At 58.7% G+C, this 20,549-nt stretch carries 22 protein-coding genes; 17 read left to right on the top strand and 5 right to left on the bottom strand.

Translation table 11 applies throughout. From position 1 onward, the window contains the following. The first annotated feature begins 54 nt into the window (after positions 1-54). The 3 genes from ileS (at position 55) to ACR0DE_RS17640 (ending at position 4,104) form a co-directional block, all read left to right on the top strand. Positions 55-2,964, top strand: coding sequence for an isoleucine--tRNA ligase (gene ileS / locus ACR0DE_RS17650; protein WP_480754487.1), 2,910 nt, complete (start codon positions 55-57; stop codon positions 2,962-2,964). 137 nt (positions 2,965-3,101) lie between these two features. Then, on the top strand, positions 3,102-3,560 hold the full coding sequence (locus tag ACR0DE_RS17645) for a methylated-DNA--[protein]-cysteine S-methyltransferase (protein ID WP_170397424.1): 459 nt from the start codon (positions 3,102-3,104) through the stop codon (positions 3,558-3,560). Positions 3,561-3,636: 76 nt separating this feature from the next. Next, on the top strand, positions 3,637-4,104 hold the full coding sequence (locus ACR0DE_RS17640; protein WP_170733273.1) for a hypothetical protein: 468 nt from the start codon (positions 3,637-3,639) through the stop codon (positions 4,102-4,104). On the opposite strand, the gene ACR0DE_RS17635 is transcribed toward ACR0DE_RS17640, so the two are convergent. From ACR0DE_RS17635 to fsa, 4 genes are all read right to left on the bottom strand, one after another. Beyond that, the gene (locus ACR0DE_RS17635; protein WP_480754485.1) at positions 4,089-4,802 is read right to left on the bottom strand and encodes a CDP-alcohol phosphatidyltransferase family protein; all 714 of its coding nucleotides are present in this window, start codon (positions 4,800-4,802) and stop codon (positions 4,089-4,091) included. The two genes, ACR0DE_RS17640 and ACR0DE_RS17635, sit on opposite strands and share 16 nt — an antisense overlap. Before the next feature lie 54 nt (positions 4,803-4,856). Next, complete coding sequence (locus tag ACR0DE_RS17630) at positions 4,857-5,777, bottom strand: tyrosine recombinase XerC (RefSeq protein ID WP_480754482.1); 921 nt, start codon at positions 5,775-5,777, stop codon at positions 4,857-4,859. Next, positions 5,774-6,481: a DUF484 family protein gene (locus ACR0DE_RS17625; protein WP_170397417.1), complete on the bottom strand. Its 708-nt coding sequence runs from the start codon at positions 6,479-6,481 to the stop codon at positions 5,774-5,776. Before ACR0DE_RS17625 ends, ACR0DE_RS17630 begins: the two co-directional genes overlap by 4 nt. Before the next feature lie 196 nt (positions 6,482-6,677). Beyond that, on the bottom strand, positions 6,678-7,331 hold the full coding sequence (fsa, locus tag ACR0DE_RS17620; protein WP_170404410.1) for a fructose-6-phosphate aldolase: 654 nt from the start codon (positions 7,329-7,331) through the stop codon (positions 6,678-6,680). Between the two features lie 88 nt (positions 7,332-7,419). Here fsa and ACR0DE_RS17615 point away from each other — a divergent pair, with 88 nt between their 5' ends. From ACR0DE_RS17615 to ACR0DE_RS17600, 4 genes are all read left to right on the top strand, one after another. Then, complete coding sequence (locus ACR0DE_RS17615; protein WP_480754480.1) at positions 7,420-9,615, top strand: primosomal protein N'; 2,196 nt, start codon at positions 7,420-7,422, stop codon at positions 9,613-9,615. A gap of 79 nt (positions 9,616-9,694) precedes the next feature. After that, a complete protein-coding gene (locus tag ACR0DE_RS17610; protein ID WP_170511419.1) occupies positions 9,695-10,927 on the top strand; it encodes an MFS transporter in 1,233 nt (410 codons plus the stop codon). Positions 10,928-10,993: 66 nt separating this feature from the next. Beyond that, positions 10,994-11,866, top strand: coding sequence for a 50S ribosomal protein L11 methyltransferase (locus tag ACR0DE_RS17605; RefSeq protein WP_480754478.1), 873 nt, complete (start codon positions 10,994-10,996; stop codon positions 11,864-11,866). 104 nt (positions 11,867-11,970) lie between these two features. Continuing rightward, positions 11,971-12,315, top strand: a complete 345-nt coding sequence (locus ACR0DE_RS17600; RefSeq protein WP_170397406.1) for a hypothetical protein — start codon at positions 11,971-11,973, stop codon at positions 12,313-12,315. A 108-nt stretch (positions 12,316-12,423) separates the two neighbouring features. Here the strand turns inward: ACR0DE_RS17600 and ACR0DE_RS17595 are convergent, their stop codons facing one another. Beyond that, complete coding sequence (locus ACR0DE_RS17595; protein ID WP_170397404.1) at positions 12,424-12,639, bottom strand: DUF1127 domain-containing protein; 216 nt, start codon at positions 12,637-12,639, stop codon at positions 12,424-12,426. A gap of 333 nt (positions 12,640-12,972) precedes the next feature. On the opposite strand from ACR0DE_RS17595, the gene ruvC reads away from it, so the two are divergent. The 10 genes from ruvC (at position 12,973) to pal (ending at position 20,546) form a co-directional block, all read left to right on the top strand. Beyond that, positions 12,973-13,470: a crossover junction endodeoxyribonuclease RuvC gene (ruvC, locus tag ACR0DE_RS17590; RefSeq protein ID WP_170818083.1), complete on the top strand. Its 498-nt coding sequence runs from the start codon at positions 12,973-12,975 to the stop codon at positions 13,468-13,470. Next, entirely contained in the window at positions 13,467-14,144 is a 678-nt protein-coding gene (gene ruvA, locus ACR0DE_RS17585; protein WP_170424326.1) for a Holliday junction branch migration protein RuvA, read from the top strand. The genes ruvC and ruvA overlap by 4 nt, the downstream gene beginning before the upstream one ends. 16 nt (positions 14,145-14,160) lie before the next feature. Further along, the gene (gene ruvB / locus ACR0DE_RS17580; RefSeq protein WP_170397397.1) at positions 14,161-15,180 is read left to right on the top strand and encodes a Holliday junction branch migration DNA helicase RuvB; all 1,020 of its coding nucleotides are present in this window, start codon (positions 14,161-14,163) and stop codon (positions 15,178-15,180) included. A gap of 63 nt (positions 15,181-15,243) precedes the next feature. Beyond that, entirely contained in the window at positions 15,244-15,867 is a 624-nt protein-coding gene (locus ACR0DE_RS17575) for a hypothetical protein (RefSeq protein ID WP_170636437.1), read from the top strand. Further along, positions 15,864-16,247, top strand: a complete 384-nt coding sequence (ybgC, locus tag ACR0DE_RS17570) for a tol-pal system-associated acyl-CoA thioesterase (RefSeq protein WP_170404386.1) — start codon at positions 15,864-15,866, stop codon at positions 16,245-16,247. The genes ACR0DE_RS17575 and ybgC overlap by 4 nt, the downstream gene beginning before the upstream one ends. 105 nt (positions 16,248-16,352) lie before the next feature. After that, positions 16,353-17,048: a protein TolQ gene (gene tolQ / locus ACR0DE_RS17565; RefSeq protein WP_170397391.1), complete on the top strand. Its 696-nt coding sequence runs from the start codon at positions 16,353-16,355 to the stop codon at positions 17,046-17,048. 2 nt (positions 17,049-17,050) lie between these two features. Then, positions 17,051-17,521, top strand: coding sequence for a protein TolR (gene tolR / locus ACR0DE_RS17560; protein WP_170424320.1), 471 nt, complete (start codon positions 17,051-17,053; stop codon positions 17,519-17,521). A 15-nt stretch (positions 17,522-17,536) separates the two neighbouring features. After that, positions 17,537-18,640 carry an energy transducer TonB gene (locus ACR0DE_RS17555; protein ID WP_480754476.1) on the top strand — a complete coding sequence of 368 codons (1,104 nt, stop codon included), beginning with the start codon at positions 17,537-17,539 and terminating at the stop codon, positions 18,638-18,640. Next, positions 18,637-19,956 (top strand): Tol-Pal system beta propeller repeat protein TolB, encoded by a 1,320-nt coding sequence (gene tolB, locus ACR0DE_RS17550; protein WP_480754473.1) that lies wholly within the window; start codon positions 18,637-18,639, stop codon positions 19,954-19,956. The genes ACR0DE_RS17555 and tolB overlap by 4 nt, the downstream gene beginning before the upstream one ends. A gap of 86 nt (positions 19,957-20,042) precedes the next feature. Further along, on the top strand, positions 20,043-20,546 hold the full coding sequence (gene pal / locus ACR0DE_RS17545) for a peptidoglycan-associated lipoprotein Pal (RefSeq protein ID WP_170397385.1): 504 nt from the start codon (positions 20,043-20,045) through the stop codon (positions 20,544-20,546). The last annotated feature ends 3 nt before the right edge of the window (positions 20,547-20,549 follow it).

Raw genomic sequence — 20,549 nt, 5'->3', positions numbered from 1 at the left:
TCGCACTGACCGCTTCGATCCATACACCACCAGAACATCCTGAGGACGCCCCAAATGTGCGCCGAAACACCTGACTACAAAGACACGCTGAACCTGCCGAAAACCGAATTCCCCATGCGTGCAGGCCTGCCCAAGCGCGAGCCAGCATGGCTGGAACGCTGGGAAAAGATCGGCGTCTATGACCGCCTGCGCGAGAAAGAGGGTCGCAAACCTTTTACCCTGCATGACGGCCCTCCTTACGCGAACGGCCATCTGCATATCGGCCACGCACTGAACAAGACCATCAAGGACATGATTGTTCGGTCCCATCAGATGATGGGCTACGATTCACGCTATGTACCCGGCTGGGACTGCCATGGCCTGCCCATCGAATGGAAGATCGAGGAACAGTACCGCAAGAAGGGCAAGAACAAAGACGAGGTGAACATCGTCGACTTCCGTCAGGAGTGCCGCAAGTTCGCCGAAGGCTGGATCGACATCCAACGCGAAGAGTTCAAGCGTCTGGGCATCACCGGCAACTGGCCCGATCCTTATATCACCATGGATTACCATGCCGAGGCCGTGATCGCCGACGAGTTCATGAAGTTCCTGATGAATGGCACGCTCTATCAGGGCTCCAAGCCCGTGATGTGGTCCCCCATCGAAAAAACCGCGCTGGCCGAAGCCGAGGTCGAGTATCACGACAAGGAAAGCTTCACCATCTGGGTGAAGTTCAAGGTTGTGAACACCGGCGATGTGACGCTGGACAACGCTTATGTGGTAATCTGGACGACGACCCCATGGACGATGCCTTCGAATAAGGCCGTGGTCTATGGCGAGGATATCTCCTACGGTCTCTACGAAGTCATCGGCCGCCCCGAGGAGTGCTGGGCGCGGATCGGTGAACGCTATCTACTGGCCGATGACCGCGCGGCGGATGTGTTTGCCCGCGCGCGTCTGGACGATACGATGTACCGCCGCCTGTGTGATGTCACGCAGGAGGATCTTGCCAAGATCCAACTGGCACACCCGCTGGCCGGGGCCGAAGATGGCAATGGCGAATGGGACGACATCCGCGATTTCCGTGCCGCTGAGTTTGTGACCGACACCGAAGGCACCGGCTTTGTCCACTGCGCGCCGTCGCACGGGATGGAGGAATTCGAGCTTTACCGTGATCTGGGGATGTTGGAACAGGTCATCACTTACAACGTGATGGATGATGGCAGCTTCCGCGCCGATCTACCGTTCTTTGGCGGTAAATACATCCTGTCCCGCAAGGGCGGTGAAGGCGATGCGAACAAGGCCGTCATCGACAAGTTGGCCGAGGTTGGCGGGCTGCTGGCGCGTGGCAAAATCAAGCACAGCTATCCGCATTCGTGGCGCTCGAAGGCGCCGATCATCTACCGCAACACGCCGCAGTGGTTTGCCTCGGTTGACCGCAAGCTGGAGGACGGCATGGGCGAGATGGGCGACTCCATCCGTGAACGTGCCCTGCGCTCGATTGATGAACTGGTGAAATGGACGCCGCAGACCGGCCGCAACCGTCTGTATTCCATGATCGAAGCACGCCCGGACTGGGTTCTGTCGCGCCAACGCGCCTGGGGCGTGCCGCTGACCTGCTTCACCAAGAAGGGGGCATTGCCAACCGATGCGGACTACCTGCTGCGCAACGACGAACTTAATGCGCGTATCAAGGCGGCGTTTGAGAAGGATGGCGCAGACGTCTGGTACACGGACGGGTTCAAGGAGAAGATCCTCGACGGTATCGCGAACCCCGACGACTACGATCAGGTGTTCGACGTGCTGGATGTGTGGTTCGACTCTGGCTCGACCCACGCCTTTGTGCTGCGTGATCGTGAGGACGGGACCGCGGACGGTATCGCTGACGTCTATATGGAAGGCACCGACCAGCACCGCGGGTGGTTCCATTCGTCGATGCTGCAGGCTTGCGGCACCAAGGGGCGTGCACCATACCGCAACGTAGTGACCCACGGATTTACGCTGGATTCCAAGGGCAACAAGATGTCCAAATCGCTGGGCAACACCATCGTGCCGGAAGAGGTCGTTAAACAATACGGCGCCGATATCCTGCGCTTGTGGGTGGCTCAGACCGATTACACCGCCGACCAGCGGATCGGACCGGAGATCCTGAAAGGGACAGCCGACAGCTATCGCCGCCTGCGCAATACCATGCGGTTCATGCTGGGCTCGCTGGCGGACTTCACCGAAGCGGATCGGGTTGCGCCTGAAGATATGCCGCGCCTGGAGCGCTGGGTGTTAAGCCGACTGGCCGATCTGGATGAGCAGGTGCGCAAAGGTTATGCAGCATTTGACTTCCAGGGTGTATTCAGCGCCGTATTTACATTCGCCACGGTTGATCTGTCATCGTTCTATTTCGATGTCCGCAAAGACGCGCTTTATTGCGACGGTGACAGCCTACGCCGCCGTGCCGCGCGGACTGTGCTGGATATCCTATTCCACCGTCTGACCACATGGCTGGCCCCAGTTCTGGTCTTCACTATGGAAGAGGTCTGGCTGGAACGGTTCCCGGCCGATGATAGTTCGGTCCATTTAATGGATTTCCCTGAAACGCCCGCTGATTGGCGCCATGAAGAACTGGAAGCCAGCATGGCCAAAGTCCGCCGCGTGCGCCGCGCCGTGACCGCAGCGCTGGAAATTCAGCGGCAGGACAAGGTGATCGGATCCAGCCTTGAGGCCGCACCGATCGTGCATGTCGAAGATCAGGAAACCCGCGATCTGCTTGCGACCTTCGACGTGGATGACATGTGCATCACTTCTGGTCTGGCTGTCACAGGCGATCCCGCCCCGGCTGAGGCGTTCCGAGTGCCGGAAATCGAGGGCGTAGCTGTAGTGTTCGAAAAAGCCCAAGGTGACAAATGCCAGCGCTGCTGGAAAATCCTTCCTGATGTTGGGCTGCACGCCCATCCGGGCGTATGCGGGCGCTGCAACGAGGCGCTGAGCTGACATTCGAACGGAGCGCGAGAGAGAGATCGCTGATGCGAGGCTCTGCCTCGCGCTCCGAGGTATTTTTGGCCAGATGAAGAGGCGGATCGTCAGGATTCGGGTTGCAGGTGTGGTGAAACATCTGCAACCGTTCTCTTATGCCGATGATCGCCGTAGAAACTCAGTTTGGTTGCCTTGGTGTCGAAGAGACCAGCGGCGCCATCACGCGTCTTGTCTGGAATGGCCGTGACGAAGGTCTAGCCACCCCGGTTCTGCGAGAAGCGGCGGCGCAGTTGCGTGCCTATGACGAAGGGCGTTTGCAGCAGTTCGAACTGCCCTACCGGATCAAAGGATCGGAATTTCAGCGTCAGGTGTGCGATGCAATGTATGCTATCCCATTTGGTGATACGCGCACCTATGGCGAGTTGGCTAACGACCTTGGCTACTCGGCGCAAGCGGTTGGGCGCGGATGCGGAGGAAATCCCATCCCCATCATTATTCCCTGTCACCGGGTTCTGGGTGCAGATGGGAAGATGGTTGGGTTTTCAGGCCACGGCGGTGTTGAGACCAAAGTGGCTCTGCTGCGTCACGAAGGTGCTGCCAGCCTGTTGATCTGATCGGTACTTATCTGTTGCAATCGGAGCGGTACGGCCCCAACCTATATCGAATAGTGAATTTGAAGGACCGAATTGAATGACCGGCCAGATAGACCCCGCCGCACGTAAGAAAGCCATCATCGATCATCTGATGTCTTTGGAAGAACAGGAACTGGCAACCGCACAGGCACATTATGATGCCTTCCTTAAGGACTCGCAGTTGGATGACCGAGAAGGGCATGACAAGGACGACATCGCTGCCTCGCGCGAGAATGCAGATCTGGCTGCCGCCTTTGATGCGCCTGTTCATGCGCATCACGCCAAGATTGACGTGATCGAGAACACCGATTTTGGCCTCACGGATACGGTGCAGCCCGGCGCCGTAATCAAGTTCAACAATCGCCGCTTCGTCGTATGTGTCTCAACGACTCGGTTTGAGGTGGACGGCAAAACCTACATGGGCATTTCGACCCAAAGCCCGATCTATCTAGCTATGGTTGGCCTGCAAGAGGGTGACGTGTTCACCCATAACGGGACTGAGTTCGAGGTTCAGGAAGTCTTGTAATCCCGGGCCTTGCGTGGCGGAATGATCTGCTGCGCAATACCGGCCGAGACCAAATACAAGCTGGTGATCACCAGCCCCCAATGGGCCCAGCTTTCGGGGTGAAAGTCGACCCAGGCGGCCCAGCCTGCAAAGAATGTCCACGCAAAAGCCATAGGCAATGACAGGGTGCGCCAACGCTCGGTCCGGACTGGGTGAATGAATTTCAGCGGCAGGAACATTGCGACAGACAGCAAGGTGACCAGCAGCAGGATGACCCAGAAGTTGGGCTCCAGGGCGAAGATCACAATTACGAACATGTTCCAGCAGCCTGGAAAGCCAGAGAAGGAATTATCCTTGGTTTTCATGCGGGTATCCGCAAAGTACATCGCGCTTGCAAAGGTGATGACGATGATTGCGAACCAGCCGGTCCAGCCGTCCATCAGACCTGACTTAAACAAGGCGAAAGCGGGAATGAAAACATAGGTCAAATAGTCGATGATCAGGTCCAGCAAGACTCCGTCAAACTCGGGTGCGTTATTCTTAACGTGATAGTGCCGCGCCAGCGGGCCATCGATGCCATCGACGATGAACGAGACAACGAGCCAGAGATACATCAGGCTCCATTTCTCTTCGACTGCTGCCAACATGGCGAGCATTGCGAAAACGGCACCTGTAGCGGTGAAGAGATGAACGGAAAGCGCTTTGAATCTGAGTGTCATGGTGGTGTCATGACGGAAGCAAGGCGCAGATGCAAAGCAAAAAGGGTCTTTGCTTCAGGCTTTTGGGTGCGTGCGGTTATAGACTTCCATCAACCGGGCTGTATCGACTGCGGTATAGGTCTGCGTGGTCGAAAGCGAGGCGTGACCCAAAAGCTCTTGGATCGCGCGCAGGTCGCCACCCGCAGACAGCAGATGGGTGGCAAAGCTGTGGCGCATCGCGTGCGGGGTGGCTGTTGCGGGAAGGCCAAGTTGCATCCGTGCCTTGGCGACCACAGCCTGAATGATTCCGGGGTTGAGCGGGCCGCCCCTGACACCTCGGAACAACGCCTTATCGGGGGATTGCGGATGTGGGCAGAGGTGAAGATAGCGATCCACCGAAGCCCGAGCGGCAGGCAAGACCGGTACGATTCTTTCCTTATCGCCCTTACCCGATATGCGCAGCGTTTCTGGCAGAGGAGCGTCCACACCGGTCAAAGACAACGCCTCGGAAATCCGCAACCCGCACCCGTAGAGGAGCGTCACAACCGCAACATCCCGTGCAGCGATCCAGTCCGATGAGGATTGTAGCTCGACCGTGTCGATCATTGCGCGCGCGGCATCTTCGGCCAGGGGTCGGGGCAGTTTCTTGGTAAATTTAGGCGCTCGGGTGGACAGCACCGCAGTAGGTTCGAACCCTTCGCGTTCGGCCAACCAGCGATAGAAGGTTTTGACGGCTGAAAGCTTGCGCGCCAGAGATCGCGCGCCGACATCAGAATTTCGCTGCTCTGCCATCCAGGCCCGCATGTCAGAAACGCTGATGCGTTCCAGCGCGGCCAGCCCTTGGCGCTCGCTGTGATGCAAGGTCATGAAGGACAGGAATTCTGTCACGTCGCCGCGATAGGCGTCGAGCGTATTTTCAGACCGCCCCGCCAGCGCCCCCAGACTGTCCAGCCAATGCTGCAGAGCATCGCGGCAGGCTGGGGAAATCAGGCTCACGACAGCCAGTGGCGCATAGAGCGTTCGAACACGCCGGCAAAGAAGGCAAGAAGATCAGTTCCAAGCTGAGGTGAGAAATGCCTCGGGTCGCGCGCGCCCATGACAATCATGCCGGGTAGGCGGCCAGTGCCAAGATCGAGTTTCAGGCAGGCCTCGGATCGTAGCTGATCGGCTTGTTTACCGTAAACTTGCGGATTGGGATGGCGGATTTCGCGCAAGGTAACCTCGCGCGGCTGACCGTTGCGGTCAGCGGTCAGATAGCTATCGATAAAGCCGGGCTCAGCCACAGTCAGCACGCCGCCGAGCTGGTTCACGACCGGATCATCACGTACGACGGTTGTTTCGAGGACCAGAGTGATGTGATCGACTCGCAGGATTTCGGCCACGTCATTGCCTAGCGCGCGCAGGAAATCCTCGAACACGGTGGGCTCCAACAGGCGAAGAATGGCGCGATGCACCTGATTTGTGCCCGCCAAGTTCTCATACGCCGCCGCGATGACTGAGCGATGAGTGTCCTCAAGGCGGTCAAGACGCGCCTCAAGCCGCTGCATGGCGATACCGCGCAGGTCGATAACGTTGTCACCGCGCGCCTGCTCATTTGCAGCCACCAAGGCCTGCATCAGGTCTTTGTCATCCAGCACGGCGTCAGGCTCAGCCAGAATTGCGGCGCGGAGATTGTCCTTGAGTTTAGGATCGCTGCTCATGTCCCGTCCGGTCGTTTTTTTGTTTGGCGGGCTTATAACATGGGTTGCTGGATTTGCCTTGGGAAAAATGCACGCGAAAGGCGAATTTCGTCGTTGCTGTGGCGGGCGCTCCCGCCTGCCCGGCGCTGATCAAAGATCAGCTTTTGCCGTTGGGCCGGGCGCGGTGCCTGATGGCACAGCGCGGCAATGCTTGGGATCAGAGGATTTTCTGACCTGTCTTGGCCCAGTCGGCCAGGAAAGTTTCAAGGCCTTTGTCGGTCAGCGGGTGGTCGGCCAGTTTTTTGATCACGCCCGGAGGTGCTGTAATCACGTCAGCCCCGATGCGGGCACTGTCGGTCACGTGGTTTACGGTGCGGATCGAGGCGGCGAGGATTTCGGTCTCGAACCCGTAATTGTCATAAACTTGGCGAATATCTGCGATCAGGTCCATGCCATCGAGGTTGATATCATCCAGACGTCCGATGAACGGCGAGATGAAGGTTGCGCCCGCTTTGGCCGCCAGAATCGCCTGATTGGTCGAGAAGCACAGGGTCACGTTGACCATCTGGCCTTCGTCGGTCAGTGTTTTACAGGTTTTCAAACCAGCCCATGTCAGCGGTACTTTGACTGCGATGTTGGGCGCGATCTTGGCCAGCTTACGGCCTTCGGCGATCATGTCTTCGGCCTCGGTGGCGACAACTTCGGCCGAGACGGGGCCGTCGACCAGATCACAGATCTCTTTGGTGACTTCCAGAATGTCGCGGCCCGATTTCAGGATCAGCGAGGGATTGGTGGTTACGCCGTCCACCATGCCCAGATCGTTCAGTTCGGCGATGGCATCGATCTCGGCGGTGTCTACGAAGAATTTCATGAGGGCAGTCCTTTGATGGGTTGGCCTTGGTCGCGGATGGCTTTACCTCAAAGAGACCCATGCTGGAACCCCCTGCGAAGGATATGCCGTGAGCGCTAACGGGTTTTTCGACGAAGGAGAACTGGTTGCGGTGCTGACCACGCAGCCGCTGGACCGGACGTTGGATTACAAAGCGCCCGAGGGCGGGTGCTTTCTTGGGGCGTTTGTCGAGGTGCCTTTGGGCCCGCGCAAAGTCTTGGGTGTGGTTTGGGGGCCGGGGCAGGGTGGTTTTGATCTGGCCAAGGCGCGATCGGTGAACCGGGTGCTTGAGGTCGCGCCGATGCGTGAAGAAATGCGGGTGTTTCTGGGGAAAGTGGCTGATTACACCCTGACGCCGATGCCTGCGATGCTGCGGCTAGCAACGCGCGCGCCGGGGTTGGGCAATCCGCCCTCGATGCGCAAGGTTTATCGTTTGGGCGGTGGTCAACCGGACCGAATGACCGACGCACGAATGCGGGTACTTGAAGTTTTGCGAGACTATGGCGGCTTGGCCTTTACGCTGAAGGAACTGGCCGAGCAAGCGGGGGTCACATCTTCGGTCATCAAGGGGTTGGTCAAACAGAACGCTGTGCGTGAAGAGGAGAGCCCGCGTGATCTTCCCTATCCTCATCTTGATCCTGAATTGCCGGGAAAGGACCTGACCGAGGATCAGGCGGAGGCCGTGATGCGGCTTCAGACCGGGCAACGGACGGGAGATTATGGAACGACTCTTCTGAAGGGAGTGACGGGCTCGGGCAAGACCGAGGTTTATCTTGAGGCGGTCGCCGAAGCCCTGCGCGTGGGGCGGCAAGCACTGGTCTTGCTGCCCGAGATCGCGCTGACGGCTGAATTTCTGACCCGTGTCGAGGCGCGATTTGGTGCGCGTCCGGCTGAGTGGCATTCGGGCGCGACCATGACTGAACGTCGCCGGGTTTGGCGGATGGTCGGTCAGGGTGATGCGCAACTGGTCGTTGGTGCCCGGTCAGCACTGTTTCTTCCATTTCGCGATCTTGGTCTCGTAGTTGTCGATGAAGAACACGACACCTCGTACAAACAAGAAGATGGGGTGCATTATAGTGCGCGGGATATGGCCGTTCTGCGTTCGGCCATCTGCGGAGCGCGGGTGATTCTGGCCAGCGCGACGCCTTCACTGGAAAGCTGGGCCAATGCCGAGGCGGGTAAATACGAACGGCTGGACCTGACCTCGCGTTTTGGTGCAGCAGTCCTGCCCGAAATGAAGCCGATCGACATGCGCGCCGAGCAGATGCAGGCCGGGACTTGGATTTCCCCCTCGCTGCGGCAGGCGGTGCAACAGCGTATCGAACACGAAGAGCAGTCACTGCTGTTCATCAACCGCCGTGGCTATGCGCCCGTGACACTATGCCGGGCGTGCGGGGAGCAGATTGCCTGCGATCATTGCGACGCGCGAATGGTTGAACACCGGTTCCTCAAGCGTCTGATGTGCCATCAATGTGGTGAGACCAAGCCAATGCCAGAGGCCTGCCCATCCTGCGGGGTCGAGGGTAAACTGGCACCGGTCGGACCCGGGATTGAACGGCTGGCAGAAGAAGCCGAGGCGGCGTTCCCCGAAGCCAAGATCGCTATGCTCAGCTCTGATCTGTTTGGTTCGGCTCGTGCCCTGAAGGCCAAGATCGAAGAGATTGCCGAAGGCGATGCGGATATCGTTATCGGGACGCAGCTGGTGGCCAAAGGACATAACTTTCCAAAGCTGACACTTGTAGGGGTGATCGATGCGGACCTCAGCCTGCATGGGGCTGACCTGCGCGCGGCGGAACGAACTTTTCAATTGATGCGGCAGGTGGCGGGCCGGGCAGGTCGTGCGGAAAAACCGGGGCAGGCGTTGTTGCAGACATTCCAGCCGGAACATCCGGTGATCCGGGCGATTCTATCGGGCGATGAAGAAGGGTTCTGGAAGGCTGAAGCCGCCGGGCGTCAGGCCGCCGGGGTGCCGCCGTATGGCCGCATGGCCGGGATTGTCCTGTCTGGCCCCGAGGTCGGGCCGGTCTTCGACATCGGCAACGCCATGGCGCGCAACGATGCGCCGTTGCGCGATGTTGGTGCTCAGGTATTTGGCCCGGCTCCAGCCCCGATCGCGCGCATACGTGGGCGTCACCGCGTCCGGCTGTTGGTCAAAGCCCCGAAAGGTGCGCCTATTCAGGACGCCATCGCCCGCTGGATCGCCCCGTTGAAGTTGAAAGGCGATATCCGCCTGACCGTGGATATCGATCCGCAAAGCTTCTACTGACCCCTGCATCAGTGCAGAGCCGCTGTGCGCCTGCCGCTTTCCCCTCGCCAAAAAGTACAAATGGGCGTAGAGCATACTCATGCTGAAACCCATGCCCTTGTCTGAGGCGCAGAGTCTTCCGCTCTGGCGCCGCCCTATGACGCTCTTGTTCGTGATGGCGTTGACCATGCCGATCGCGTTTAACGCGTGGAGTGCATTGCTGAACAATTTCGTCATCGAGGCGGCGAACTTCGACGGGGCGGATATCGGGCTTTTGCACACGGTACGCGAGATTCCGGGCTTTCTGGCCGTTGGCGTGATTGCGGTGATCATTTTCATCCGCGAACAGGTACTGGCCATGATCTCATTGATGATGTTGGGCGTGGCGACGGCGGTGACGGCCTGGTTTCCCAGCCTTGGCGGGCTGCTGTTTGTGACGCTGTTCAGCTCGATCGGGTTTCACTACTATGAGACGGTGAACCAGTCACTGCAGCTGCAATGGCTGCCTAAAGACCGTGCGCCGCAGGTGCTTGGCTGGCTGGTGGCTATGGGCTCGGCTGCGACGGCTGTGGTCTATGGGTTGATCGTTCTGACATGGGACCGCTTCGACCTGTCCTATAACTTCGTGTTCATGGCGGCGGGCGGCGTGACGGCCTTGCTGGCATTGTTTTGCCTGATCGCTTACCCGCAATTCGACGCGCCGACGCCGCAGACCAAGAAGCTGATCCTACGCCGCCGCTACTGGCTGTATTATGCATTACAGTTCATGGCGGGCGCGCGGCGGCAGATTTTTGTCGTGTTCGCCGGTTTCATGATGGTCGAGAAATTCGGCTTTGAAGTGCACGAACTGACCAGCCTGTACTTGATCAATCTGATGATCAACATGATGGCGGCTCCGCTGCTGGGCAAGGCAGTCGCGCGGTTTGGCGAACGCCGCACGCTGATCTTTGAATATGCCGGGCTCGCGATCGTTTTCGCAGCCTATGGCGGCATCTACTGGTTTAGCTGGGGCGTGCTGCTGGCGGCGATTCTCTATGTGATCGACCATGTGCTGTTTGCTCTGGCGTTGGCTTTGAAAACTTATTTCCAGAAGATCGCCGACCCGGCGGATATTGCGCCCACTGCGGCGGTGGCATTTACCATAAATCATATCGCCGCTGTTTTCCTGCCAGCACTTTTAGGTCTGCTATGGGTCGTTTCGCCCGGCGCAGTGTTTGGTTTGGCCGCTGCAATGGCGATCATCTCGCTTCTGCTGTCACTACTGATCCCGCGTCATCCGGAACCGGGCAACGAAACCATCCTGTCGAAATACGCCCCCGCGCCCGCCGAATAAGCGACTCCGCTTGACCTTGGCGGTCGGTGCCCCTAGGCGCTGTTTCGATCGAAACAGGAGGCCCCCATGCCAACATTCACTGCTCTGACCACTTTGACCGGCAAGAAAGCCGCCGAAGGATTGGGCGGGGCGATGGAACGGCTGGACCCGGAACCAACCGGCGTCGGCGTGTTCGAGGTCGAGGATGGCTCGGGCCTGTGGGAAGTCGGCGGCTATTTTACCGAAACCCCGGATGAAACCGCGCTGGCGGTTCTGGCCGCCGCGTTCGTGGCCAAGCCCTTTGTGGTCTCGGAACTGCCCGAAACGGATTGGGTCGCCCATGTCCGCCGCGAACTAGCCCCGGTCGAGGCCGGTCGGTTTTTTGTTTATGGAAGCCATGATGCCGACAAACTGCCCGAAGGCCGCATTCCGCTGCTGATCGAAGCTGCGATGGCCTTTGGCACAGGGCACCATGGGACAACGCTTGGTTGCCTCACGGCTTTGGACCATCTTCTGGATGATGGGTTTACGGCCAGCAAGGTTGCCGACATCGGCTGTGGCACCGCCGTATTGGCGATGGCCGCAGCGCGGGTCTGGGAGGGCGATATTGTCGCCAGCGACATTGATGAGGTTGCCGTCGACGTGGCCGAGGCCAACCTTCGGGCGAACGGTATGGCGGGTGCGGTTAAATGCGTTGAAGCGGCAGGTTTCGATCACCCGGATCTGAAGGCGCGTGCGCCTTACGATCTGATATTCGCCAATATCCTAAAAGGTCCGCTCGTGGCCCTTTCGCCTGAAATTTCGGCGAACCTGCGGGGGGGTGGACAAGCGATTCTATCGGGAATCCTCAATGAACAGGCCGATGACGTGATCTCGGTTTATCTCCAAAACGGCTTCAATCTGGTTCGCCAGGATCGGATTGGTGAGTGGACGACGCTAATCTTAAGCAAACAGGGCTGAATTTAGGCCATTTACGGGAGTTTTGTGGATTTTTGCCACGTTTTTGTCGCATTCTCTAATTACCGTCTTTCAATGCACTCGGGGGGCGGTTTTCGGAGGCTGCCATGACAGGAAAACAACTCGAATTCGATCAACGCATCTCGCGTTTGAACAAAAAGCACCAGAAACTCAGCCGCGGCTATCGCGCCACGTTGCGCTCAGACGGGCTGGTGGTGATGAAACCACAGCGTATGCGTTCAGCAGTTCCAGCGAGGGTTTTGTTGCTGTGTTTGGTTGGCTTCTTTGCCTTCAAGGCCTTTTTACTGTCTCATCTTGGCCCGACTGCGTACGAAACGCGTGTTGAAAGCCTGAATCAGGGCACGCCGGTTGAGAAAGCTGGCGCCTGGATCATGCAGGCCGATCCGGTGACCGCGTTTTTCTCGAGCCAACTGAACAAGGTATGGTTCTAACCGGATATCTTGCACCCTCCTAACAAAAACACCGCTTGCCTCACGGCGTGCGGTGTTTCTGTTTGCCCCACAGGGAGGAGGAAGGGGCGTATGCGGTAGTCCGTTATCTCAGTAACGGCGGCCTTCGGCGACAACGTCGATGTCGCCGCGGCATAGTCCGATATCGTCCAGTTCGCGGTCAGAAAGACCGTTCAGCGCGTTACGGGTTGCGCGGGCGTCATTCCATTCAACAACGGCGTTTACAACCGATGCAAAAAGTGCGCCGATACGGCCGACGAGGCCGAATGAGCCAGTGGTGGTGCGGGTGGTATCCAGTGCAGCCATATCCTGTTTCCTTCTGGTTTGTGTTAAACTCTGATCTTGCGATCTGAGCGGCATCTAGTGATGAGTTTCGCCGTGCGCAAGCGCAGAAATTGCATGTGTCCTATGCATTTTTTGCAACGCTCGAAATTGATGAAAACCCCTTAAATCATTGGTTAAAGTTCGATCGGAAAAGCGTCGAAAACGAACCTAACCCGGTCGCAAACAGGCCGCGAGGAACCGGAGGCGACATGAATGTCGGTTTTGGACCCTGAGTTGATTTCCTTGGAAAATGTTCACGCTTCGTGCTAGTCGATGAAAAAAGATCACACAAACCCGAGCAGGCCGAGACAAAACATGCGAATTCTGGGCATTGATCCAGGGCTTAGAACCTTGGGATGGGGCGTCATCGAATCGCATGGCAGCCGCCTGAGCCACATTGCGAATGGATTGTGCAAATCCGATGGTGATGATCTGGGGGAAAGGCTGCTGTCGCTACACAATCAAATCGTCGAAGTCATCGCCGAGCACAATCCAGATCAGGCGGCAATTGAACAGACCTTCGTCAACAAAGATGGGGCCGGTACACTGAAACTGGGTCAGGCGCGTGGTGTTGCGCTTCTGACGCTTGCGCAGGCGGGTTTGCCGGTTGGCGAGTACGCCCCCAACCGCGTCAAGAAAACGGTGGTGGGCGTCGGCCACGCCGAAAAAGAGCAGGTTCTGCATATGGTCAAACTTCAACTGCCCGGTTGTTCCCCCAAAGGGGCGGATGCTGCGGATGCATTGGCGATTGCGATCTGCCATTCCTACTATGGCGCCGCACCGCAGGCACGGATGAAAGAGGTACGCGCATGATCGGCAAGCTCACTGGACGGCTGGATTACCGCGCGGCGGATCACGTTCTGATCGACGTGCGGGGGGTCGGCTATATCGTCTATTGCTCGGACCGGACCATGGCGGCCCTGCCGGGGGTGGGTGAGGCAATGTCAATCTACACCGATATGGTCGTGCGCGAAGACCTGATGCAGCTTTATGGTTTTCTGTCCTTGGTCGAGAAGGAATGGCACCGTCTGCTGTGCTCGGTTCAGGGTGTGGGTGCGAAGGTATCGCTGGCCATTCTTAGTGCGCTGGGGCCCGATGGTGTCAGCCGCGCGATTGCCTTGGGCGACTGGGGGGCCGTGAAGGCCGCAAAGGGTGTCGGCCCCAAGACCGCGCAACGGATCGTTCTTGACCTCAAGGACAAGGCCCCGGGTGTGATGGCGATGGGCGGCACGGTGACCGAAGCGATGGATGGCCCGGCACTTGAAGTGGTTGAGACGACCGAGCCTGCGCCTGTTCCGAAACGGGTGGCGAAACCGGCCTCGGGCGCTGCCGCTGCTTCTGCGGATGCGCTGTCGGCGTTGGGCAATCTGGGCTATGGACCGTCCGAGGCGGCATCGGCCGTGGCCGAGGCAGCGGCTAATATGCCAGATGCGGGCGAGGCCGATCTGATACGCGCCGCGCTGAAGCTACTGGCCCCCAAGGGCTGAGTGAAAGGGTAACTGAATGGTAGACGCTGATCCCGCCCTGCGACCCGAACCGATGCCCGAGGACAATGACCGCGCCCTGCGCCCGCAGGGGCTGGATGAATTCATTGGTCAGGCCGAGGCGCGGGCCAACCTACGCATCTTCATCCAGTCGGCCCGCCAACGCGGTGAGGCGATGGATCACACGCTGTTCCATGGTCCACCTGGATTGGGTAAGACCACGCTGGCGCAGATCATGGCGCGCGAGTTGGGAGTGAATTTCCGCATGACCTCGGGGCCGGTTCTGGCCAAGGCGGGGGATTTGGCGGCGATTCTGACCAATCTGGAATCGCGGGATGTCTTGTTCATCGACGAGATTCACCGTCTGAACCCGGCGGTCGAAGAGGTGCTGTACCCCGCGATGGAGGATTTCGAGCTGGATCTTGTCATTGGTGAAGGTCCGGCGGCGCGGACTGTACGGATCGAGCTGCAGCCATTTACGCTGGTCGGGGCGACAACGCGGATGGGGTTGCTGACCACGCCGTTGCGCGATCGGTTTGGCATCCCGACCCGGCTGCAGTTCTATACGGTCGACGAGTTGCACGAGATCGTCACCCGCAATGCCCGCAAACTGGGCGCACCTGCGGATGACGAAGGCGCGCGTGAGATCGCGCGCAGGTCTCGTGGAACACCACGGATCGCCGGTCGTCTGCTGAGACGCGTGGTGGATTTTGCCATTGTTGAAGGCGATGGGCGGATTACGCGCGACTTGGCGGATGGGTCACTGACCCGGCTGGGGGTCGATAACCTTGGTCTGGACGGGGCCGACCGCCGGTATTTGAAGCTGATTGCCGAGAACTATGCGGGCGGGCCAGTGGGGATTGAAACACTCTCGGCGGCGTTGTCCGAAAGCCGGGATTCGCTGGAAGAGGTGATCGAGCCTTATCTCCTGCAGCAAGGCCTGATCCAGCGCACTCCGCGCGGACGGATGCTGGCGCAAAAGGCATGGACGCATCTGGGGATGGCTGCACCCAAAGGACAGAGCGACCTGTTTGGTTGAAGTGGGGCGCATTAGATTTTAAGCCTCAGGCAGTCGTATCTAAATCGAGAAGAAGGACTGGGCGTGACACCCGATGAGATTGAGGCGCTGTTCACACGCGATAGCGGTGAGTTTCTGTTTGCGCGCTGGGGCAGACCCATCGTGCCCATCGTGTTTGGTGTCGAGGATGAAACGCTGTCGACCGTAAAAGGTGCGTTCGAGGCGGTTGTCACTCTGGCAAATCACAAGATGGCCGAGACGGATCCCGAACTGGGTGCCAATTGCATGGTGTTCTTCTTCCGTGAGTGGCAGGAATTGTTGGACGTGCCCGATCTGGATCGCCTGATCCCGGATCTGGCCCCACTGGTTGACCGGCTGGTGGCTGCCGATGCCAATCAGTATCGCATTTTCCGGTTCGAAGAAGACGGCGCCATCCGCGCGGCATTTGTGTTTTTGCGCATGGACAAAGAGCTGTCGAAAGTGCCGGCAGAAACGCTAGCGCTAAACCAGGTCGTACAAACGATCCTGCTTTGGTCCGACACAGCTTTTCGCAGCGCCTCACCTCTGGCGATTGCTGGTGACGCGACGATCTTGCGGCCTGATATTGCGGCCTTGATCCGCGCCGCCTACGATCCTGTTCTGCCCGGTGCCGCGCAGGACCCCTCTCATGCGTTGCGCTTGTTCGCCAGATTGGAGCCGTCGCAATGAAGCATCACTACCCGGTCCGTGTTTATTACGAAGACACCGACATGGGAGGCGTGGTCTATCACGCAAATTATCTGAGATTCATCGAACGCGCCCGGTCGGACTGGGTGCGTAAACTGGGTAATGATCAGAACGCGATGCGAGACGCAGGCATTGTCTGGGTCGTGCGGCGGATCGAGGCGGATTATCTCGCCGCCGCTAGGTTTGAAGACGAGCTGATGGTCGAGACCGAGATGGTTTCGCTATCGGGCGCTCGGTTGACAATGTCGCAATTGGTCAAGCGTGGCGAGACCGAGATTTTCCGCGCCGAGGTAACGGCTGTCTGCATGAATGCGCAGGGTAAGCCCGTTCGTCTTCCGGCAGAGATTCGCGCATTGATGTAACATTTTCAGCCTCCGGGGTGGTTCTGTTGGCTTTTCATCTCCATCTGCGTTAGCGTTTGGCAAAACAAGGCCAAATGGCCATCAGGCAAAACAAAGAGCAGGTTCATGGAAGCTGAAACGCTGGCGCTGGCGCAGGAGATCGATTTCTCCATGTGGGGGCTGTATGCCCGCGCGACCTTTATCGTCAAACTGGTGATGTTGATGCTGATCGGTGCATCCATCTGGTCCTGGGGCATTATCATTCAGAAACTGATCAACTACCGAGCCGCGCGGCGCGAGGCGCAGGTATTCGATGAAAGCTTCTGGTCTGGCAATCCGCTAGATGAGCTGTTCGAGCAGATCGGAACCCAACCCGATGGCAGTTCCGAGAAGATTTTCGCGGCGGGGATGATCGAGTGGCGACGCTCGCACCGCACCGATGGCGGCTTGATCGCGGGGGCGACGGCGCGGATCGATCGCTCGATGGATGTGGCGATCGCGAAAGAGGCCGAAGGGCTGCAGAAAGGGTTGCCCATTCTTGCTACCGTTGGCTCAACGGCCCCGTTCATCGGCCTTTTCGGCACGGTGTGGGGCATCATGAATGCCTTTATCGAAATTGCAGAGCAGCAAAATACCAACCTTGCTGTTGTCGCCCCAGGTATTGCCGAGGCTCTGCTGGCTACGGGTTTGGGCCTACTGGCCGCGATCCCGGCAGTGATTTTCTACAATAAGCTCAGCGCGGATAGCGACCGGATCGTGGGTGGGTATGAAGCCTTTGCCGATGAATTCGCCACAATCCTGTCGCGTCAGTTGGATAGCTGACGATGGGTGCGGCAGTTCAGCAAAGCTCGGGCGGGAACGGACGCAGGCGCGGGCGGCGGCGCGGGCGCGCCCAACCGATGGCCGAGATCAACGTGACGCCCTTTGTTGATGTCATGCTAGTGTTGCTGATCATCTTTATGGTGGCGGCCCCATTGTTGACCGTCGGCGTACCTGTCGATCTGCCCAAGACTGCCGCAAGTGCCTTACCCGGTGACAACGAAGAGCCGCTGACTGTGACCCTGACCGCAGATGGGCGCGTGCAGATCCAGACCACGGATGTGCTGCGCGAAGAACTGATCGGTAAGCTGCGCGCGATCGCAGCTGAGCGCAGCAGCGACCGCGTGTTCTTGCGTGCCGACGGGGCGATTCCATATGCGCAAGTGATGCAGGTCATGGGTGCTTTGAACGCGGGCGGGTTTTCCAACGTTGGCCTTGTGACCGATACCGGCGGGCCAACGCTGGACGAAGGGTGAGAGTGAGGCTGCGCGGTGGATACCGGCACCAAGATTTCGGCAATTGCGCATGTCAGCCTGATTGGCTGGGCGCTGATCGGCGGGACCTTCCGGTCCGAGCCGCTGCCGATGGCTGTACAGGATGTCTCGGTGATCTCGGCTGAGCAGTTTGCGGCCATGACCGCGCAACGCGAGGCACCCGAGGTGCCGACTGACCCGGCTGAACTGCAACAGCCTGCAGAACCTGATGAGATCGAAATACTGGACCCGACGCCGGAAGATACGCCCGAACCTGAGCAGGTTGCTCAACCCGAACCGGATCCGGAACCGGAACCAGAACCAGAAACAGTGGAAATCCCACCTGAACCCGAACTGATAGAACAGCCTCCAATGCTTGAAGAGCCCGAGCCTGAGCTGGCGGCGCTTCCTGCGCCTCCGGGCCCAGAGGCAGAACCAAGCCCTGCGGATAAGATCGCGCCCGAGCAGATTGCTCCTCCTCCGCCCGAGGCCAAGCCGGATGACATTGAAACCCCTCCGGTTTCGCTGGATGAAGGGGCGGAAATCCAACAAGAACAGCAGGATCAAACGGCACCGGAAGAGGCCGCGCCCGAGATCGTGACCGAGGCGGAAGAAGTCGAAGATCCGGCCCCGCGAACCTCTCCTCGTCCGCGCGTGCGCCCGAACCGACCGGCACCCCAGCCAGAGCCTGAGGTTGCAGAAACGCCCCAGCCCGCGCCGACTGAACCTGCGCAAAACGAGCAAGCGATCAATGACGCCTTGGCCGAAGCATTGGGCAATGGCACCGAACCTTCGGGCCCACCACTGACAAGCGGTGAAAAAGACGCGATGCGGGTTGCGGTGTCGCGGTGTTGGAATGTCGGGTCCCTGTCGACGGATGCGCTGGAAACTGTGGTTGTTGTCGGGTTTTCGTTAACCAGAGATGGCAAAGTGGTTGGCGGCAGTTTGCAGCTACTCGACAGTTCAGGCGGCTCAGCCGCATCAGCAAAACAAGCCTACGAAGCCGCGCGGCGCGCAATTTTGCGCTGTGGGTCTAAAGGATACGACCTACCTGCTGACAAATACGATCAATGGCAGGATATTGAGATTACATTCAATCCCGAGAGGATGCGGATCAAATGATGAAACTTCTGACCAGCCTCTTCGTTGGCCTGACCCTTCTGTCGACCTCGGCCTACGCCCAAAGCGGGCCGTTGCGTCTGGAAATCGATGAAGGGATCATCGAGCCGATGCCATTTGCGGTGCCGAGCTTTGTGCCGGACGGACCTTCGGCGGCACAATATGCGCAAGACATCTCGCGCGTGGTGGTATCGGACCTGACGGGAACGGGTCTGTTCCGCGAAATCTCGTCGGATGCATTCATCAGCCGGGTCAGCAGTTTTGATGCCCCGGTGCAGTTTGCCGATTGGAAAGCGATCAACGCGCAGGCACTGGTGACAGGGGCGGTCAATGTTTCGGGCAAACGGCTGACGGTGCGGTTCCGGGTTTGGGACGTGTTCTCGGGTCAGGAACTGGGCAATGGGTTGCAGTTTGCGGGCACCACCGACGGCTGGCGTCGCATGGCGCATAAGGTTGCCGATCAAGTCTATACCCGGATCACCGGCGAGGGTGCTTACTTTGACAGCCGAGTCGCGTTCGTGTCGGAAAGCGGCCCTAAGGATCAGCGGCGCAAGCGGTTGGCGATCATGGATTATGACGGCGCGAATGTGCAGTATCTGACCGACAGCGCAGCGATTGTTCTGGCGCCTCGGTTCTCACCGACGGGCGACCAGTTGCTCTATACCAGCTACGAGACCGGTCAGCCGCGTATTTACGTTCTGGATGTCGGCCGCGTGAAGCGGCAAGAGTTGAAAACGCAGGAAGGCACCATGAGTTTCTCACCGCGCTTCTCTCCGGATGGTCGTTCAATTGTTTATTCGTTGACCCAAGGCGGAAACACGGATTTGTGGAAAATGGATCTGGCCTCGGGCCAAAGCGTGCGACTGACCAATACGCCCGCGATTGAAACTGCACCAAGCTATGCGCCGGATGGCAGTCGGATCGTGTTTGAAAGCGACCGGTCGGGCACTCCGCAGCTTTACATCATGCCCGCCAACGGAGGCGAGGCAACGCGGATCAGTTTTGGGCAAGGCCGCTATGGCACGCCGGTCTGGTCTCCGCGTGGTGACTTGATTGCCTTTACCAAGCAGAACAAAGGTCGCTTCCACATCGGTGTTATGCGCACAGATGGCAGCGAAGAGCGCCTTTTGACCGCCTCGTTCCTGGACGAAGGTCCCACTTGGTCGCCAAACGGGCGGGTCATAATGTTCACCCGCGAAACTCAGGGGGCAAGCGGTCGATCGACGCTTTACTCTGTGGATATTTCGGGCCGTAACTTGCGTCCTGTTAGAACGCCGGATGGCGGTAGCGACCCGTCTTGGGGGCCACTGCAGAATTGATTGGAACAGACCGCAGGTAAAGTTCACAACAAACCCGCAATGTGATAGAAGCGCGGCAATAAACAACGAAACACGAGGCACTTGAGATGAAACTGTTGAGCAAAGTCGCGGCAATTGGGGCGCTGACCCTGATTGCGGCCTGTTCCAATAATGATCCGTCGGCTCTGGGTGGCGGCGCTGGTGGCAGCGGCGCACTGGTTCCGGGCTCACCCAGTGATCCGCGTTCGCCAGCCTATTTCCAGCAAACAGTTGGTGACCGGGTTCTGTTCGCGGTCGATCAGTCCACGCTCAGCCCGCAGGCGCAGACGATTCTGCAAGGGCAGGCCGATTGGCTGCTCGCCAATCCGGATTTTGTCGCCAATATCGAAGGCCATGCGGACGAGCAGGGCACGCGCGAATACAACCTTGCGCTTGGAGCTCGTCGGGCCAATGCGGCGCGGGAGTATCTGATCTCGCGCGGGGTGGCAGGCAACCGGTTGACCACCGTCAGCTATGGCAAGGAACGCCCGATCGAAATTTGCAGCACCGAGGATTGCTATTCGAAAAACCGCCGCGCGGTGACGGTGCTGACCGGTTCAACCTTGGGGTAAGAT

The sequence above is a fragment of the Ruegeria sp. C10 genome, assembly GCF_056537805.1.
The sequence above is the reverse complement of the archived record's forward strand: the minus strand, read 5'-3'. Positions and strand labels throughout refer to the sequence as shown.

Bases quoted from the DNA above. Each gene is read 5' to 3' on its own strand.
- pal (WP_170397385.1), top strand. From the start codon at position 20,043: ATGAAACTGTTGAGCAAAGTCGCGGCAATTGGGGCGCTGACCCTGATT.
- ybgC (WP_170404386.1), top strand. From the start codon at position 15,864: ATGAAGCATCACTACCCGGTCCGTGTTTATTACGAAGACACCGACATG.
- ACR0DE_RS17625 (WP_170397417.1), bottom strand. From the start codon at position 6,481: ATGAGCAGCGATCCTAAACTCAAGGACAATCTCCGCGCCGCAATTCTG.
- ACR0DE_RS17610 (WP_170511419.1), top strand. From the start codon at position 9,695: ATGCTGAAACCCATGCCCTTGTCTGAGGCGCAGAGTCTTCCGCTCTGG.
- tolR (WP_170424320.1), top strand. From the start codon at position 17,051: ATGGGTGCGGCAGTTCAGCAAAGCTCGGGCGGGAACGGACGCAGGCGC.
- tolB (WP_480754473.1), top strand. From the start codon at position 18,637: ATGATGAAACTTCTGACCAGCCTCTTCGTTGGCCTGACCCTTCTGTCG.
- fsa (WP_170404410.1), bottom strand. From the start codon at position 7,331: ATGAAATTCTTCGTAGACACCGCCGAGATCGATGCCATCGCCGAACTG.
- tolQ (WP_170397391.1), top strand. From the start codon at position 16,353: ATGGAAGCTGAAACGCTGGCGCTGGCGCAGGAGATCGATTTCTCCATG.
- ruvC (WP_170818083.1), top strand. From the start codon at position 12,973: ATGCGAATTCTGGGCATTGATCCAGGGCTTAGAACCTTGGGATGGGGC.
- ACR0DE_RS17640 (WP_170733273.1), top strand. From the start codon at position 3,637: ATGACCGGCCAGATAGACCCCGCCGCACGTAAGAAAGCCATCATCGAT.
- ACR0DE_RS17600 (WP_170397406.1), top strand. From the start codon at position 11,971: ATGACAGGAAAACAACTCGAATTCGATCAACGCATCTCGCGTTTGAAC.
- ACR0DE_RS17635 (WP_480754485.1), bottom strand. From the start codon at position 4,802: ATGACACTCAGATTCAAAGCGCTTTCCGTTCATCTCTTCACCGCTACA.
- ACR0DE_RS17605 (WP_480754478.1), top strand. From the start codon at position 10,994: ATGCCAACATTCACTGCTCTGACCACTTTGACCGGCAAGAAAGCCGCC.
- ruvA (WP_170424326.1), top strand. From the start codon at position 13,467: ATGATCGGCAAGCTCACTGGACGGCTGGATTACCGCGCGGCGGATCAC.
- ileS (WP_480754487.1), top strand. From the start codon at position 55: ATGTGCGCCGAAACACCTGACTACAAAGACACGCTGAACCTGCCGAAA.
- ACR0DE_RS17595 (WP_170397404.1), bottom strand. From the start codon at position 12,639: ATGGCTGCACTGGATACCACCCGCACCACCACTGGCTCATTCGGCCTC.
- ACR0DE_RS17645 (WP_170397424.1), top strand. From the start codon at position 3,102: ATGCCGATGATCGCCGTAGAAACTCAGTTTGGTTGCCTTGGTGTCGAA.
- ruvB (WP_170397397.1), top strand. From the start codon at position 14,161: ATGGTAGACGCTGATCCCGCCCTGCGACCCGAACCGATGCCCGAGGAC.